Origin of the sequence: Devosia beringensis (assembly GCF_014926585.1) — a bacterium.
GTDB classification, from domain to species: Bacteria; Pseudomonadota; Alphaproteobacteria; order Rhizobiales; family Devosiaceae; genus Devosia; species Devosia beringensis.
The window spans coordinates 34,903-49,786 of record NZ_CP045422.1 but is presented as its reverse complement, the minus strand read 5'-3'; the positions used below and the strand labels follow the sequence as shown (position 1 = coordinate 49,786).

15 protein-coding genes and 1 tRNA gene are annotated in these 14,884 nt (G+C 62.6%); 8 read left to right on the top strand and 8 right to left on the bottom strand.

Annotated elements, in window-relative coordinates; all coding sequences use genetic code 11:
• The first annotated feature begins 6 nt into the window (after window positions 1-6).
• Together GDR53_RS00260 and GDR53_RS00255 are read left to right on the top strand one after the other, a co-directional pair.
• Window positions 7-1,158: a Gfo/Idh/MocA family protein gene (locus GDR53_RS00260; RefSeq protein ID WP_193336142.1), complete on the top strand. Its 1,152-nt coding sequence runs from the start codon at window positions 7-9 to the stop codon at window positions 1,156-1,158.
• A gap of 8 nt (window positions 1,159-1,166) precedes the next feature.
• Window positions 1,167-1,553: a tautomerase family protein gene (locus GDR53_RS00255; protein WP_193336141.1), complete on the top strand. Its 387-nt coding sequence runs from the start codon at window positions 1,167-1,169 to the stop codon at window positions 1,551-1,553.
• Window positions 1,554-1,606: 53 nt separating this feature from the next.
• On the opposite strand, the gene GDR53_RS00250 is transcribed toward GDR53_RS00255, so the two are convergent.
• From GDR53_RS00250 to GDR53_RS00235, 4 genes are all read right to left on the bottom strand, one after another.
• The gene (locus GDR53_RS00250; RefSeq protein WP_193336140.1) at window positions 1,607-2,473 is read right to left on the bottom strand and encodes a TraB/GumN family protein; all 867 of its coding nucleotides are present in this window, start codon (window positions 2,471-2,473) and stop codon (window positions 1,607-1,609) included.
• A gap of 53 nt (window positions 2,474-2,526) precedes the next feature.
• Window positions 2,527-2,895 (bottom strand): VOC family protein, encoded by a 369-nt coding sequence (locus GDR53_RS00245; RefSeq protein ID WP_193336139.1) that lies wholly within the window; start codon window positions 2,893-2,895, stop codon window positions 2,527-2,529.
• A 141-nt stretch (window positions 2,896-3,036) separates the two neighbouring features.
• The gene (locus tag GDR53_RS00240; RefSeq protein ID WP_193336138.1) at window positions 3,037-3,342 is read right to left on the bottom strand and encodes an ETC complex I subunit; all 306 of its coding nucleotides are present in this window, start codon (window positions 3,340-3,342) and stop codon (window positions 3,037-3,039) included.
• 45 nt (window positions 3,343-3,387) lie between these two features.
• A tRNA-Pro gene (locus GDR53_RS00235) sits at window positions 3,388-3,464 on the bottom strand.
• 103 nt (window positions 3,465-3,567) lie between these two features.
• Between GDR53_RS00235 and GDR53_RS00230 the strand changes: the two genes are divergently transcribed.
• Complete coding sequence (locus GDR53_RS00230; RefSeq protein ID WP_193336137.1) at window positions 3,568-4,302, top strand: phosphatase PAP2 family protein; 735 nt, start codon at window positions 3,568-3,570, stop codon at window positions 4,300-4,302.
• A gap of 375 nt (window positions 4,303-4,677) precedes the next feature.
• Here the strand turns inward: GDR53_RS00230 and metC are convergent, their stop codons facing one another.
• Window positions 4,678-5,862: a cystathionine beta-lyase gene (gene metC, locus GDR53_RS00225; RefSeq protein WP_193336136.1), complete on the bottom strand. Its 1,185-nt coding sequence runs from the start codon at window positions 5,860-5,862 to the stop codon at window positions 4,678-4,680.
• 219 nt (window positions 5,863-6,081) lie between these two features.
• On the opposite strand from metC, the gene GDR53_RS00220 reads away from it, so the two are divergent.
• From GDR53_RS00220 to GDR53_RS00200, 5 genes are all read left to right on the top strand, one after another.
• Window positions 6,082-7,101 (top strand): amino acid ABC transporter substrate-binding protein, encoded by a 1,020-nt coding sequence (locus GDR53_RS00220; RefSeq protein ID WP_193336135.1) that lies wholly within the window; start codon window positions 6,082-6,084, stop codon window positions 7,099-7,101.
• 115 nt (window positions 7,102-7,216) lie between these two features.
• Complete coding sequence (locus tag GDR53_RS00215; protein WP_193336134.1) at window positions 7,217-8,407, top strand: amino acid ABC transporter permease; 1,191 nt, start codon at window positions 7,217-7,219, stop codon at window positions 8,405-8,407.
• 10 nt (window positions 8,408-8,417) lie between these two features.
• Entirely contained in the window at window positions 8,418-9,545 is a 1,128-nt protein-coding gene (locus GDR53_RS00210) for an amino acid ABC transporter permease (RefSeq protein ID WP_193336133.1), read from the top strand.
• Window positions 9,546-9,644: 99 nt separating this feature from the next.
• The gene (locus GDR53_RS00205) at window positions 9,645-10,352 is read left to right on the top strand and encodes an amino acid ABC transporter ATP-binding protein (RefSeq protein ID WP_232846856.1); all 708 of its coding nucleotides are present in this window, start codon (window positions 9,645-9,647) and stop codon (window positions 10,350-10,352) included.
• Window positions 10,353-10,464: 112 nt separating this feature from the next.
• Window positions 10,465-11,496 (top strand): amino acid ABC transporter substrate-binding protein, encoded by a 1,032-nt coding sequence (locus GDR53_RS00200; protein WP_193336131.1) that lies wholly within the window; start codon window positions 10,465-10,467, stop codon window positions 11,494-11,496.
• A 9-nt stretch (window positions 11,497-11,505) separates the two neighbouring features.
• Here the strand turns inward: GDR53_RS00200 and GDR53_RS00195 are convergent, their stop codons facing one another.
• From GDR53_RS00195 to GDR53_RS00185, 3 genes are read right to left on the bottom strand one after another with little or no spacing between them, the layout of a single operon-like run.
• The gene (locus GDR53_RS00195) at window positions 11,506-12,222 is read right to left on the bottom strand and encodes an alanyl-tRNA editing protein (protein ID WP_193336130.1); all 717 of its coding nucleotides are present in this window, start codon (window positions 12,220-12,222) and stop codon (window positions 11,506-11,508) included.
• Window positions 12,223-12,231: 9 nt separating this feature from the next.
• Window positions 12,232-13,692: a cardiolipin synthase gene (gene cls, locus GDR53_RS00190; protein ID WP_232846682.1), complete on the bottom strand. Its 1,461-nt coding sequence runs from the start codon at window positions 13,690-13,692 to the stop codon at window positions 12,232-12,234.
• 59 nt (window positions 13,693-13,751) lie between these two features.
• The gene (locus GDR53_RS00185; RefSeq protein ID WP_193336129.1) at window positions 13,752-14,801 is read right to left on the bottom strand and encodes a cysteine synthase A; all 1,050 of its coding nucleotides are present in this window, start codon (window positions 14,799-14,801) and stop codon (window positions 13,752-13,754) included.
• Between the last annotated feature and the right edge of the window lie 83 nt (window positions 14,802-14,884).

Sequence of the window (14,884 nt, the reverse complement as noted above, 5' to 3'; positions counted from 1 at the left end):
ACAGCAATGGCTGAAAACGGCGCAAAGCGCATTCGTCTGGGCATGGTTGGCGGCGGTACGGGCGCCTTTATCGGCTACGTGCACCGCGTCGCGGCCCGCATCGATGGCGATTATGACCTAGTGGCCGGCGCTCTGTCGTCCCGCCCCGAGGTTGCTCTCGAATCCGGGCGCAATATCGGCCTGGCGGAAGACCGCATCTATACCTCCTACGAGGAAATGGCCCGCGCCGAGGCAGCCCGCCCGGACGGTATCGAAGCCGTCTCCATCGTCACGCCCAACCACATGCATTACGGCCCCGCCAAGGCCTTCCTCGAGGCCGGCATCCACGTCATCTGCGACAAGCCGATTACCGCCACCATCGAGGACGCGCGCAAGCTGGCCGAGATCAAGCCGAAAAACGGCGCCCGTTTCCTGCTGACCCACAACTATACCGGCTATCCGCTGATGCGGCAGGCCCGCGAACTGGTGGCGTCCGGCGCCCTGGGCAAGATCCGCGTCATCCAGGTGGAATATCCGCAGGACTGGCTGACCGAAGCCACCAGCGACGACAACAAGCAGGCCTCCTGGCGCACCGATCCGGCGCGCTCGGGGGCGGGCGGCGCCATCGGCGATATCGGCACCCATGCCTATAACCTGGCGCGCTTCGTTACCGGCCTCAAGACCGATTCCGTCTCGGCCGACCTCACGAGCTTTGTCGAGGGCCGCCAGCTCGACGACAATGTGCATATTATGCTGCGCTTCGAAGGCGGCGCCAAGGGCATGCTCTGGGCCAGCCAGGTGGCGGTCGGCTGCGAAAACGGCCTGCAGCTGCGCGTCTATGGCGACAAGGGTGGCTTGGAATGGCGCCAGGACAATCCCAACTACATGTGGTTCACCGAATTCGGCAAACCCAAGCAGTTGCTGACCCGTGGCGGCGCAATTTCCGGTAATGCCGCTTCCACCATGAATGTCCGCATCCCTTCAGGCCACCCCGAAGGCTATCTCGAGGCCTTTGCCACGCTCTACAGCCAGTTCGCCGCCGTCATCCGGGGCGAGGGCGCCGCCTATGAGGGCCTGTTGCCGACCCTGGCCGATGGCGTTGAGGGCATGCAGTTCATCATGGCCTCGGTGCAGTCGAGCAATAATGACGGCAAGTGGACCAGGTTGAGTGACGTCTAGGAGGCGCCATGCCATCCACCCGCATTGAAACCCGCAAGGGCTGGCTCGGCAGCCGCCGGGCCGACTTCCTTGAGGCCGTGCAGCAATCGCTGGTCGAGGGTCTGCTGATCCCCGACCGCGATCGCGATATCAGGCTGATCCAGCTCGATCCCGAGGATTTCCTGCTGCCCGCAGGCGCCAATCCCTGTCGCACCACCATCGAGATTGCCCTGTTCACCGGGCGCAGCATCGAGGCCAAGCGCCGGCTCTACCAGGCGCTGGTGACGCGGCTGGCGCCCTTCGGCCTGGTCGCCGCCGACATCAAGGTGCTGCTGGTGGAAGTCGATCGGCCCAATTGGGGGCTCAACGGCGTCCCGGCGTCCGAAATGGACCTCGATTTCAAGGTCGACGTCTAGGGCAGGGAGGCACGCCGGTATCGCCGCGCGGTACCGGGCGGCAGTCCATGCCTCTACTGCAGGCGTTCGACGGTATAGCCTTGCTGTTCGAGCAGCTCGAGCACGCTGCCATCACCCACTAGGTGGCCGGCTCCCACGATTACCAGGCTTTCGACATCATCGGCCAGCATCGCTTCGAGCGGCACAATCCAATTGCGATTGCGCGCATGGATCAGCCGCTCCATGAAGGCGGCGTCCATGCCACCCGCTTCCACGGCAAGCACCGCTGCCAGGGCTTCCGGATTGCCGGTTACCCAGCGCTGCAGCACCTTGCTCATCAGCTTGGGCAGGCTCGCCATGTCATCCAGCGTGGCGGCCAGCATGGCCAGCTGCTCATCCACCGACCCGCCGGTCAGCACGGCCAGCTGCTCGTCGCCGGTCTCGAGATATCCCATGCGCCCGGCTTCCAGTTCCGGCAACAGCACCAGTTCGACGCCTGCCGCCGTATAGCCCAGCGACGCCATGGCGGCGGCCGATACGGTATTGGCTGCCATCCATGGCTTCATCGCCAGCAGCGTGCCGAAGGGCACGGCCGCTGACGCCGCAAATTCGCGCAGCTTGCGCTCCATCTCGTCATCGATGATGTCGGTCAGCAGCGTGCCGTCGACATAGATACCCTCGACATAGGCACGGGCACCCATCTCAGTCATGGCGGCGAAGCTGAGATCGGTTTCAAAGATCACCCGGTCAGCCTGGGCCAGCAAGGCGTCGAACAAAGGTGTCCGCCATGCCAGGTCCTCGGGCAGGACGTGGACCGAGCCGAAGAGCCGGATGGCGCTATTGCCGTCACGGACTTCCCAAAGCGCCGGCGCAGCAGCAACGGGCGCGGCCAGGCCCAGCATGCAGAGGGCGGCGAACAGGCGGGCAGACAGGGACATCATGAACGGCTCCTCGATGGGCCAGTCTGGCAGGTCAGGTTGCCAGTGCGAAAGACTTATTCGGTCGCCGAGTCGACGGCACCCACAGGTGGCTGCCACAACTCGATTGGATTGCCTTCCGGATCGTGGATGCGGGCGAAGCGGCCAGTTTCCGGCGTGTCCCATTCTTCCCGCGTCTCGACGGTGATTCCGGCCTGCTGCAGCTGGGCGATCAGTTCGCCAATGTCATCGACCCGGAAATTGATCATCCACTGCCGGTCGGCCGCGAAATAGTCCGTATTCGCCTTGAACGGCGCAAACACGGTCAGGCCTGCCTCCTGGTTCCAGAAACCCGTTACCCCCAGATGGGTTTCGTACCAGGCGGCGAGCCCGCCAGTGTCCTGCGCCCGAAAGAAAATCCCGCCAATGCCTGTTGCCTTGCCCATGATCGCCGCTCCCTGCTGGACCCAGCAAACCGACAAAAGCGCCGCGCGGCAAGATGATGGCCGGCAATTGTCGTCTGTAGGTGACAAAAATAGCGCCGCAATCGCTTGCAGCGCCTGGTTATCGGGCGGCGGAATGGAAGATCAGTGCGTCCAGGGAGTCTTGCGGTCGGCCCGGAAATTGTCGGGATAGCTCGAACGCTGCGGGGTGGTCTCGTGCGCCGGCTGCACCGAATAGGCGATGCCGTTCTTCTGGGCGTAGGCTTCTGCCTCTTCCTGCGTGTCGAACGACAGGCGAACCTGCTGCCTGGTATCGCTGGAAGTGGTGTAGCCCATGAGGGGGTCAATACCGCGCGGCGCTGCCATTTCGTGGATCAAGACCCACTGCTTGGACTTGCCTTTTCCCGACTGCATGGCGTTGGGGGCCGGGCGGTAAATGCGGGCGGTCATGCAAAGTCCTCAACACGATGCGGTGCGCCAAAAGGCGAATTGTGATGGTCGGAGTACAAAGATTCGAACTTTGGACCCCTGGTTCCCAAAACCAGTGCTCTACCAGGCTGAGCTACACTCCGAGATCACCGCCGTCACCTAGCCTGTTCTCCGACCAAGGGCAAGCGCAACCACACCAACTTTCTCTGGATTGACGAAAACTTCCCGCACGTTCATTGAACTGGCATGCAGAACCTTGAACGTCGCTGGCCCTTTGGGCTGACCCGGAAGTCTTGGCCCGACGCCGCTGCGGCGGTCATTCTGGTGCTGTTCGTGCTGCTCTTCTTTGATGTTTGGCTCTCCAGCACGCTGCAGGCCTGGCCCGAGATGTGGCGCGAGCCCTTCGGCTTCATCACCCATTTCGGCCTGTCCGACTGGGTGCTGATTCCCTCATTGCTTGTTTTGCTGGTTTGCCTGATCGGGCAGCGCCTCCCGGTGGGGCGCTATCGGGCCGCCATCGCCGAACTGGGCCTGTTGTCCGGCTTCGTCTTCATCGCCGTCGGTCTGCCGGGCCTGGCGGTCAACCTGCTCAAGCGCCTATTCGGCCGCGCCCGGCCTGATCACTACGTCGATCTCGGCGCTTTTCACTTCCAGCCCATCCTCAATGACTGGAGCTTTCAGAGCTTCCCCTCAGGCCATGCCACCACGGCCATCGGCACCGCCCTCGTCCTCGGCTTCCTGGCGCCGCGCTTTTTCAAGCTGATTCTATTCATTGCCGTGATGACCGGCCTGTCGCGCGTCGTCACCGCTCAGCATTACGCCACCGACGTCATTGCCGGCTTTGTCGTTGGCGGCCTGGGTGCCTACGCCATCCGCAATGAATTTGCCCGTCGTCGCTGGCTGTTTGCCGCCCGCGCCGATGGCAGCATACGCTTCCGCGGTCTGCCAAAGCTCCGCCGCTTGTTCCGCGGCCGCGCCTGATCGCCTGGGCTACTCTGCGGGCTGGTGCCCGGCGCCAGGCTTGATTGGCATTGACGACGCCACCAGACCGCCCTTCTGTCCCACTTATCCCCGCCCATAAAATCGCGCGCATACTCATGCCCATCATCCCACATGGGCGGCCTGCAGGCGAACAGTGGTGGGATGGGCCGGGTGGAGGTTTTGCCTCTTCCACAGGTTCCGAGACGGCCGTGCGAGGACGAGCGATCCCGTGCCGCCGAACAGTTCCAAAAACCGGCGCCCCGAGGCGGTTATCGTCTCACCATTTTTAACCTACCAGAGGCGGTGATCGCCTCGGGGCCCGCTCTTCTATCTGCAACCGTTCGGTCCTGGGACCGCGCGGCGCCCTCGTACGCCTTATCGGGCCGCCGCGTAGCGCGCGATCGCCGCGCTGAGGTCGGCCTTGAGGTCATCGACGCCTTCGAGCCCGATATGCAGCCGGAACAGATTGCCCTCTGCCGTCCAGGGCCGAGCCGTGCGGTTGGCGCCCAGCTTGACCGGGATGCAAAGGCTCTCATAGCCGCCCCAGGAAAAGCCCATGGTGAAAATACTGAGCTGGTCGACAAAGGCCGCCACCGCCGCACGCGGGGCAGGGGCCAGCATGACGCTGAACAGGCTTCCCGACCCGGTGAAATCGCGTTTGAACAGGGCGTGGTCGGGATGGCTGGGCAGGCCCGGATGCAGCACCTGCACCACCTCGTCCTGGCTTTCGAGCCAACCCGCAATATCGAGCGCCCGGGCCTGGTGCTCCTTCATGCGGATTGCCAGCGTGCGCAAGCCGCGCGCCACCAGGAACGCATCGTCGCCCGAGGTGAAAAAGCCCAGCAGTGCCCGCGTCGCTTCCACTTCCGGCCAGGCCGCCTCGGTGGTCGAGATGGTGCCGGCAAAGGCATCCGAATGCCCCACGAACATCTTGGTGCCAGCATGGACGACCAGGTCTGCCCCCAGGGCCAGTGGCTGGTGATAGAGCGGGCTGGCCCAGCTATTGTCGACGATCAGCCGCGCCCCATTGGCATGCGCTGCGGCAGCAATCGCCGGAATGTCCTGCACCTCGAAGGTCAGCGAGCCGGGGCTTTCGGCCAGCACGGCGGTCGTATTGGGCTGCATCAGCGCGCTGATGCCGCCGCCGATCCGTGGATCGTAATAGCGGGCGGTAACGCCCATGCGCTTGAGGAAGCCATCGGCAAAGCTGCGGCCGGGCTCATAGGCGCTGTCCGAGATCAGCACGTCGTCGCCCGCCTTGACGCAGCTCAGCACCGCGATGGTGATGGCAGCAAGGCCCGAGGGGACCAGACGCGTGCGATAGGCGCCCTCGAGTTCGGTGATCACCGTCTCGACGCTTTCGGTGGTCGGATTGCCCGCCCGGCCATAGAGATAGCGCTGTTTCTGCCCCGTCATGTCGTCGAGGGTTTTGAACAGCACGGTGGAGCCGCGATAGACCGGGGTGTTGACGAAGCCGAACTGGTCGTCGGGTTCACGGCCGTGATGGGTCAGGATGGTTTCGATGGAAAGTTCTGCGCTGCCGCTTTTTTTATCATTCATGCTGGGCTCGTTGCTCAATATCCAGTCAAACTGATGGCGCTGTCCAAATAAGTGTCAGCCTAGCTGTCTCAAGCCGCCTTCTACCCTTGACGTATCAGTCAATAGACGCTTGCATGCTTAGCAGCATCACAACTGCTCTTGAAAGAGTGGAGGTGCCACCGGGGATTTGGGTTCGCCCACCACCTCGGGACACACGGTCAGGAAACAAAGGCAACAACAATGCAAAAATCGCTCGTAACGCTCGCACTCGCGGCCTCGATCGGCCTCGTTGGCGCGACTACTGCACAGGCAGCCATTCTCGAAGACGTAGTGGCCAAGGGTTACATCCAGTGCGGTGTGACTGGTGGCGTGGCCGGTTTCTCCGCCCCCGACGCCAACAACGTCTGGACGGGTCTGGAAGTCGACTATTGCCGTGCGCTTGCCGCCGCCATTTTCAATGACGCTGACGCCGTTCGCTTCACCTCGCTGACCAGCCAGGAACGCTTCACCGCTCTCTCGGCTGGCGAAGTCGACGTGCTGTCGCGTACCACCACCTGGACCATGAGCCGCGACACCCAGCTCGGCATCAGCTTTGTCGGCACCATGTTCTATGACGGCCAGGGCTTCATGGTCCGCAAGGCCGACGGCATCGATTCGGCTCTCGACCTGTCCGGCGCCGCCATCTGCCTGGAATCGGGCACCACCACCGAGCTGAACGCAGCTGACTACTTCGCTGCCAATGGCATGGAATTCAACACCGTCGTGTTCGTCGATCAGGACGAAGTCGTGAAGGCCTATGAAGACGGCCGTTGCGACGTGTACACCACGGACTCTTCGGCTCTGGCCGCTGAGCGTTCCAAGTTTGCCGTGCCGGATGATCACATCATCCTGCCCGAGATCATCTCCAAGGAGCCACTGGGCCCCGTGGTTCGTGCCGGCGACCCAACCTGGTTCAACATTGCGCGCTGGACCTACTTCGCCCTGCTCGAAGCTGAAGAACTCGGCGTTTCGCAGGCCAATGTCGACGAGATGCTCGGCTCGGACAACCCAGCCATCAAGCGCCTGCTCGGCGTTGAAGGCGATTTCGGCACCCCGCTCGGCCTGACCAAGGACTGGGCTTACCAGATCATCAAGCTGGTCGGTAACTACGCCGAGACCTATGAGCGCAACGTTGGCCCATCCACCCCGATCGGTCTCGAGCGCGGTCTGAACGCCCTCTGGAGCGACGGTGGCATCCAGTACGCCGCGCCAATTCGCTAACTGACCATAGTCCCGGCGTTCCTCACGGAGCGCCGGGTCTTTCTGTTTCTAGGGTCGTCGCTCTCTGGGTGACGCATGAAACAGCCGTGTTATTGGCGGCTTGGGGACTAATCACATGACTGCGCTAGACGCGGGGCCCTCGGCGGCCCCCAAGACGTACTTTTTCAACGATCCGGTAATCCGTGGCATCGTCTATCAGATCGTGGTTGCGGCAATTCTGGTCGCTTTCATTCTCTGGATCATCGGCAATACCGCTGCCAATCTGGCGGCACAGAACAAGACCACGGGCTTTGACTTCCTCTGGAGCACTGCTGGTTTTGACATCAGCTTCACCCTGCTGCCCTGGACGCGCGCCTCGATCTACTGGCAGGCCTTCCTCGTCGGCATTACCAATACGCTGCTGGTGGCTTTCATCGGCATCATCGCCGCCACCCTTCTTGGCTTCACCATCGGTATTGCGCGCCTGAGCAGCAACTTCATCGTCTCAAGCCTCGCCACCGTCTATGTCGAGACCATCCGCAACATCCCCCTGCTGCTGCAGCTGTTCTTCTGGTACTTCGCCGTCCTCAAGACCATGCCGGCCGTGCGCGCATCCTATGAACTGCCATTCGATTCCTTCATCAACCAGCGCGGCATCTTCGTCCCCAAGCCGATGCCCGATGAGCAATTCATCTTCGTCTGGATTGCCGTCGCCCTGGCGATCGCCGGCGTCGTGGCGCTGCGCATCTGGGCGCGCAAGCGCCTTGAGGCCACCGGCAAGCGCTTTCCGGTCTTTCTTTCCGCCATTGCCACCCTGGTGCTGCTGCCGCTCCTGGTGGGCCTGCTCAGCGGCGCCAATGTGGCGTTCGAACTGCCCGTCCTGGAGCGCTTCAACTTCAAGGGTGGCGTCCAGCTGCCGCCTGAATTCCTCGCGCTGCTGTTCGGTCTGACCATCTATACGGCCTCGTTCATTGCCGAGACGGTGCGCGGCGGGATCCAGGCCGTCAGCCATGGCCAGACCGAGGCCGCCCAGTCGCTCGGGCTCAAGGAGGGCGATCGCCTGCGTCTGGTCATCGTGCCACAGGCCATGCGCGTCATCGTGCCCCCGCTGACCAGCCAGTACCTGAACCTGACGAAGAACTCGTCACTGGGCGCCGCCATCGGTTATCCCGAACTGGTCAACGTGTTTTCCGGCACGGCGCTCAACCAGACGGGCCGGGCGATCGAGTGTATCGCCCTGACCATGCTGGTCTATCTGACCTTCTCGCTGATCACTTCGGCGATCATGAACTGGTACAATGCCCGCGTCAGCCTGGTCGAGCGGTAGGAGATCAGCCATGACCGATATCGGATTTGTTCGTTCTGAACTGGTACCTGCCAAACCGGCGCCAAACCGCACCAGCGGCGCGGTCGTCTGGATCCAGAAAAACCTCTTCGCCACGCCGCTGGACGCCCTGCTGACTGTGCTAGGCGCCCTATTCCTGCTCTGGATCGTGCCGCCCCTGTTCAACTTCGTCATCGGCCACGCCGTGGGGCCGATGGGCACGGTTGAAGAGTGCCGCGCCATCGAAGCCGGGGCCTGCTGGGCCTATATTTACAACGAGATGGAATTCTTCATCTACGGCTTTTACGACATCCCCCAGCAGTGGCGCCCTAACATCGTCTTTGCTCTGGGTGCGTTGCTGTTCGTGCCCCTGTTGATGCCCAAGCTTCCCTACAAGCGGCTCAACGCGGCGCTGTTCCTGTTTGTCTATCCCATTGTCAGCTACTTCCTGCTTGCCGGCGGCGTGTTCGGGCTCTCCGAAATGCCGACGGAAAAATGGGGCGGCCTGCTGATTACGCTGATCATCTCGGTGGTCGGGATCACCCTGTCTTTCCCGCTTGGCATCGTGCTAGCACTCGGTCGCCAGTCATCCTTGCCGGTGATCAAGACGCTCTGCGTGGCCTTCATCGAACTGATCCGCGCCGTTCCGCTGATCACCATCCTGTTCATGGCCTCGATCATGCTGCCCCTGTTCATGCCGCAGGGCACAACGGTGGACAAACTGCTGCGGGCCCTGGTGGGTGTCACCCTGTTCACCTCCGCCTATATGGCTGAAGTGGTGCGTGGCGGCCTGCAGGCCATCCCGCGTGGCCAGTACGAGGCGGCAGCCTCGCTGGGGCTGGGCTACTGGCAGCGGATGTACTTCATCATCCTGCCCCAGGCGCTCAAGCATGTGATTCCGGGCATCGTGAACAACTTCATCGCGCTGTTCAAGGATACCTCGCTTGTCTACATCGTGGGCATGAAGGACCTGCTCGAAGCGGTCAAAACCAAGAATGACTCGGCCCTCGAATGGCAGTCGGCCAATACGGCGACAACCGGCTATCTGTTCGCCGCCATGGTCTTCTGGGCCTTCTGTTTCTCCATGTCGCGCTATTCCATGTTCATGGAGCGCCGTCTCAATACCGGCCACAAGAGGTAGCTGAAAATGACACAAACTCCCCAGACTACCGCTACCGAAAAGCCGGCCACCAGCAAGACCAAGAGTGTAGCCAAACGGCCGGCCATCGAGGTCATCGGCATGCACAAGTGGTACAGCGACTTCCACGTGCTGCGCGATATCAACCTGACGGTCAACGATGGCGAGCGCATCGTCATTGCCGGCCCGTCAGGCTCGGGCAAGTCGACGCTCATCCGCTGCATCAATCGGCTGGAGGAGCACCAGGAAGGCCAGATCATCGTCAATGGCGTTGAACTGACCGCCGATCTCAAGCGCATCGACGAAGTGCGGCGCGAAGTCGGCATGGTGTTCCAGCACTTCAACCTGTTTCCGCATCTGACCATCCTGCAGAACCTGACCCTGGCGCCGATCTGGGTGCGCGGCACCCCCAAGGCCGAGGCCGAGGCCACGGCCATGCACTATCTTGAGCGGGTCAAGATCCCCGAACAGGCCAACAAGTTCCCCGGCCAGCTTTCGGGCGGACAGCAGCAGCGCGTGGCCATTGCCCGCTCGCTCTGCATGCAGCCCAAGATCATGCTGTTTGACGAGCCCACCTCGGCGCTCGATCCGGAAATGGTCAAGGAAGTGCTCGACGTGATGATCAGCCTGGCCGAAGAAGGCATGACCATGATCTGCGTGACCCATGAAATGGGTTTCGCCCGCCAGGTGGCCAATCGCGTCATCTTCATGGACCAAGGCCAGATCATCGAGCAGAACGAACCCGGGGAGTTCTTCTCCAATCCCCAGCACGAGCGGACCAAGCTGTTCCTCAGCCAGATCCTGCACTGACCCGTCGAATGTTGATTGTCCCGGCAAATTGCCCGGGGCAATCCGCCCCACTTGGGTTGACCGGGCCCCGCCGCCTGCCAATATGCGCACGCGAGTGAAGGAAACGATCCAATTGGCCGCAATTGTGAAGCGAATGCCGGCTGTGCTGGCAGCTCTGGTCTGCCTGCTCGGCTTGGCCGTGCTGCCGAGCAGCGCCCAGACCCTGGAGACAGTCAGGGCCCGTGGCTTCCTGATCTGCGGGGCCACCAATGCACTGCCCGGTTTTGCCCAGGTGGACGCCAACGGCCGCTGGTCCGGGTTTGACGTGGATCTGTGCCGGGCCATTGCCGCCGCGGTATTCGGTAACCCCGATCGCATCGAGTTTCGCGCCCTGCGTGGCGAGACACGCTTTGCGCCCCTGCAGACCGATGGCGTGGATGTGTTGACCCGCAATGGTCCCTGGACCGAGCGCCGTGACACGCTTTACGACGCCAACTATGTCGGCACCGCCTTCTTCGACGGCCAGTCCTTCCTCGTGCCGCAATCGCTTGGCCTGGTGTCGGCCTTCGAGCTCGACAATGTCCGGATTTGCGTGATCGACGGGGGTGATGATCTCGAGCGCATGCAGGAGTTCTTCTTCGCCAATCAGGCCAGCTATGTCGAGGTGCCATACGAGGATGTTGAAGACCTGTCGCTGGCCTATCGGACAGGTCTGTGTGACGCCATTTCGGCCTCGGGTCGGCAGCTGCAGGCCATTCGCCGGGCCCTGCCGGAGCCCAATGCCCATCGCATCCTGCCCGAGCGCATTTCCAAGGAATTGCTGGGGCCAATGGTCAGCACGGGCGACCCGCAATGGTTCAACATTGTCAGATGGACGCTGTTCGCCCTGGTCAATGCCGAAGAGGTCGGCATCACCTCGCTGAACACCGAATCCCTGGCGGCCTCGCATACGCCCGCCATCCGCCGCATCCTCGGCGTGGAGGGCGATTTCGGCACCTCGCTCGGCCTCAAGCCAACCTTCATGGCCGATGCCATCCGCGCCGTCGGCAACTATGCCGAGCTCTATGATCGCCACTTCGGCCCGCAGACGGGCGCGGCCCTGTTGCGTGGCCAGAATTCACTCTGGAGCAATGGCGGCCTGCTCTACGCGCCGCCGGTGCGCTGAGCTACGGGGCTACTCGACAAACAGCAGATTGACGCGGCGGTTCTGCTTGCCCTTGTTCTCGATCTTGCCGAGCCTGACCGGCCCGATCTCGCCGGTGCTTTGGACATGGGTGCCGCCACACGGCTGCAGGTCGACGTCGCCGATCCGGATCAGCCGAACCCGACCCTGGCCCATGGGCGGCTTGACGTTCATGGTCTTGATCATGTCGGGATTGGCCGCCATCTCCCCATCGGTAATCCATTCCTGGTTGACCGGATGATCGGCGCTGATCATGGCATTGAGCGCGCCTTCAAGCGCCTCGGGGTTCTCCGGCGCCTCGGGCATGGCAAAATCCAGCCGACCCTTGTCCGCACCGATTGCGCCCCCGGTCACCGGATAGGCAAAGACCACCGAGAGCAGGTGCAGGGCGGTATGCATGCGCATCAGGCGATAGCGCGGGGCCCAGTCGAGCGTGGCGGTGACCATCTCGCCAATGGCGGGCAGGGCGCTGCCATCGGCCGGTACATGCACGATCGCCGTCTTGTCCCCGTCAGGGTGCAGGGCGGTGATGATAGCCACCGTTGATCCATCCGCGCGCATCAGGCTGCCGCTATCGCCGGGCTGGCCGCCGGACGCAGCATAGAACACCGTGCGGTCCAGCATGATCCCGCCCATCGGTGTCACACCCGTGACGGTGGCGCTCACCGATTGCAGATAGCTGTCATCACGGAACAGGAACTCGGTCATCGTCAATACCTACAGAACAGGGGAGAGCAGGCGGGCGGCCTGGGTCAGGAAACGCATGGTCCAGGAACGGGATCTGACTTCGTCGGCAGTCACTTCCCGGCAGTTCCTGAAATCTTCAACCAGCATGGCTTCGACGTCGCCGATGGCCTTGGGATCGGTGAACCACAGCGTGATCTCGAAGTTGATCGCAAAGGAGCGATTGTCGAAATTGACGCTGCCCACGGTCGCGATCTTGTCGTCCATCAGCAGCACCTTCTGGTGCAGGAAGCCGTCGGTATAGCGCTGGATGGAGATGCCATGGTTCACCATGGCATCGGCATGGGCGATACTGGCGAGCCAGACGAGCTTGTGGTCCGGTTCATTGGGCAGCATGATCCGCACATCGACACCGCGCAGCTTGGCGGCGAACAAGGCGGTACGAATGTCGGTATCGGGAACGAAATAGGGGCTGACGATCCACAGACGCTCTCGCGCGCGCCCGATGATGTCGGTGAAGGCAATGGCGCACTCCTCCAGCCGGTCAGCCGGCCCGGTCCCCATGACGAGGACCGATTGTCCGCCCGGCGTGGCGACACTGGCCGGTGGCGTCGACGGCAGTACCTCCCCGGTCGCCCATTCCCAGTCCTCCCGGAACAGCAGGGCGCAGCCCAGGGCTGCCGGGCCGGATACCCGCACATGAGTGTCGCGCCAGCGGCCGAATCTGGGGTCCTCGCCGAGATATTCCACGCCCACATTGTGGCCCCCCACCCAGGCATGTTCGCCATCGGCGACGACAATCTTGCGATGATTGCGATAGTTGATCCGCGTCGGGCCATAGAGCCGCATGAACTTGTGGCGCTGGTTGAAGCCGGCGACCTTGATGCCGGCGGCGCGCAGTTCGGCGCGATATCGCTTGGGCATGCCCGTGCTGCCAATGTCATCGTAGAGCAGATAGACTTTCACGCCGGCATTGGCCCGCTCGATCAGGCGCTCCGCCAGTTCCTGCCCCAGCGCATCGTCCCGCACGATATAGAACTGCACCAGCAGATACGACTTGGCGGCCGCGATGCCGGCAAAGATGGAATCGAACGTGGCCCGTCCGTCCACCAGCAGTTCGACATCATTGCCGCTCAGAAACGGCACTTCGGAAACCTTGGTCTGCACCGGCCACCGGGCGCCCGCCTCGTTGTCGATCAGCGCCAGGTCCTTGGCACGCAAGGGACGCGCGGCACGGCCGTTGCGGATCCGGTCGGTGGCGTAGTCGTCAAACGCCTTCCAGCCTACCACCAGATAGAGAAAGGCCGTCGGGAACGGCAGCAGGCCCAGTGCCAGGATCCAGGCGATTGACCCCTGCGAGGTCCGCGAGATCATGATTTCGCGGACGGCGCAGATGAATGCCAGCAGGTAGACGGCCGCCATGATGGCGGCCACGATATGAAAGTCGGCGATAATCGCCCGCAAGACGTCGTCAAAACCGACCAAGATACTCACCCAGACTCGTGGGCGGCCACTCTATCAGCCTGACCTGTGGGGACAATGGCGAGAGGCCGCTAGGCCGGATCGGCTGCCATGACGCTGGAGATGTCTATAGGGGTACGATCTTCCATCCAGGGGGGGACCGGCAGGTTCTTGCCGCGCAGAAAATCGGGATTGTAGATCTTGCTGGCATAGCGATTGCCATAATCGCACAGGATCGTCACGATGGTCTTGCCCGGCCCCAGGTCGCGCGCCATGCGCACGGCCCCGGCAATGTTGATGGCACTCGAGCCGCCCAGGCACAGTCCTTCATGCTGGAGCAGGTCAAAGATGTAGGGCAGGGCCTCGGCATCGGAAATCTGGTACGGATTGTCGACCGTCAGACCCTCGAGATTGGCCGTGATACGGCCCTGGCCAATGCCTTCGGTGATCGAGTCGCCCGACGATTTGAGCTCGCCATGGGCGTAGTAATTGTAAAGCGCAGCGCCCTCGGGATCTGCCATGCCGATCTTGATGTCGGCATTGCGGGCGCGCAGCGCTTCCGACACGCCCGCCAGCGTACCACCCGAACCGACGGCACAGATGAAGCCGTCGATACGGCCACTGGTCTGCTGCCAGATTTCCGGGCCGGTGGTCTCCACATGCGCGCGCCGGTTGGCGATATTGTCGAACTGGTTCGCCCAGATGGCGCCCTCGGGCAGTTCGGCATTGAGCTTGTCGGCCAGCCGACCGGATAGCTTGATGTAATTGTTCGGGTTCTTGTAAGGCTTTGCCGGAACCTCGATCAGCTCGGCGCCATAGAGGCGCAGCGCGTCCTTTTTCTCCTGGCTCTGCGTCTCGGGGATCACGATCACCGATTTGAAGCCGAGCGAATTGGCCACCAGTGTCAGCCCGATGCCGGTATTGCCGGCGGTGCCTTCGACGATGGTGCCGCCCGGCTTGAGCCGGCCCGACTTGACCGCATCATGGATGATGAACAGCGCAGCGCGATCCTTGACCGACTGGCCCGGATTGAGGAACTCCGCCTTGCCCCAGATATCGCATCCCGTCAGGGTCGAGACGCGATTGAGACGGATCAGCGGCGTATTGCCGATAGCGGAGATGAGGTCTTTGTGCTTGGCCATGGCGCAATCTGCTGGGGCTGGTAAGCCGTGACCGTAGGGCCGCCCCGCTTCGTCCGCAAGCCATAACGGCCTGCCCGGGCAGA

Bases quoted from the DNA above. Each gene is read 5' to 3' on its own strand.
- GDR53_RS00260 (WP_193336142.1), top strand. From the start codon at position 7: ATGGCTGAAAACGGCGCAAAGCGCATTCGTCTGGGCATGGTTGGCGGC.
- GDR53_RS00255 (WP_193336141.1), top strand. From the start codon at position 1,167: ATGCCATCCACCCGCATTGAAACCCGCAAGGGCTGGCTCGGCAGCCGC.
- GDR53_RS00250 (WP_193336140.1), bottom strand. From the start codon at position 2,473: ATGATGTCCCTGTCTGCCCGCCTGTTCGCCGCCCTCTGCATGCTGGGC.
- GDR53_RS00245 (WP_193336139.1), bottom strand. From the start codon at position 2,895: ATGGGCAAGGCAACAGGCATTGGCGGGATTTTCTTTCGGGCGCAGGAC.
- GDR53_RS00240 (WP_193336138.1), bottom strand. From the start codon at position 3,342: ATGACCGCCCGCATTTACCGCCCGGCCCCCAACGCCATGCAGTCGGGA.
- GDR53_RS00230 (WP_193336137.1), top strand. From the start codon at position 3,568: ATGCAGAACCTTGAACGTCGCTGGCCCTTTGGGCTGACCCGGAAGTCT.
- metC (WP_193336136.1), bottom strand. From the start codon at position 5,862: ATGAATGATAAAAAAAGCGGCAGCGCAGAACTTTCCATCGAAACCATC.
- GDR53_RS00220 (WP_193336135.1), top strand. From the start codon at position 6,082: ATGCAAAAATCGCTCGTAACGCTCGCACTCGCGGCCTCGATCGGCCTC.
- GDR53_RS00215 (WP_193336134.1), top strand. From the start codon at position 7,217: ATGACTGCGCTAGACGCGGGGCCCTCGGCGGCCCCCAAGACGTACTTT.
- GDR53_RS00210 (WP_193336133.1), top strand. From the start codon at position 8,418: ATGACCGATATCGGATTTGTTCGTTCTGAACTGGTACCTGCCAAACCG.
- GDR53_RS00205 (WP_232846856.1), top strand. From the start codon at position 9,645: ATGCACAAGTGGTACAGCGACTTCCACGTGCTGCGCGATATCAACCTG.
- GDR53_RS00195 (WP_193336130.1), bottom strand. From the start codon at position 12,222: ATGACCGAGTTCCTGTTCCGTGATGACAGCTATCTGCAATCGGTGAGC.
- GDR53_RS00185 (WP_193336129.1), bottom strand. From the start codon at position 14,801: ATGGCCAAGCACAAAGACCTCATCTCCGCTATCGGCAATACGCCGCTG.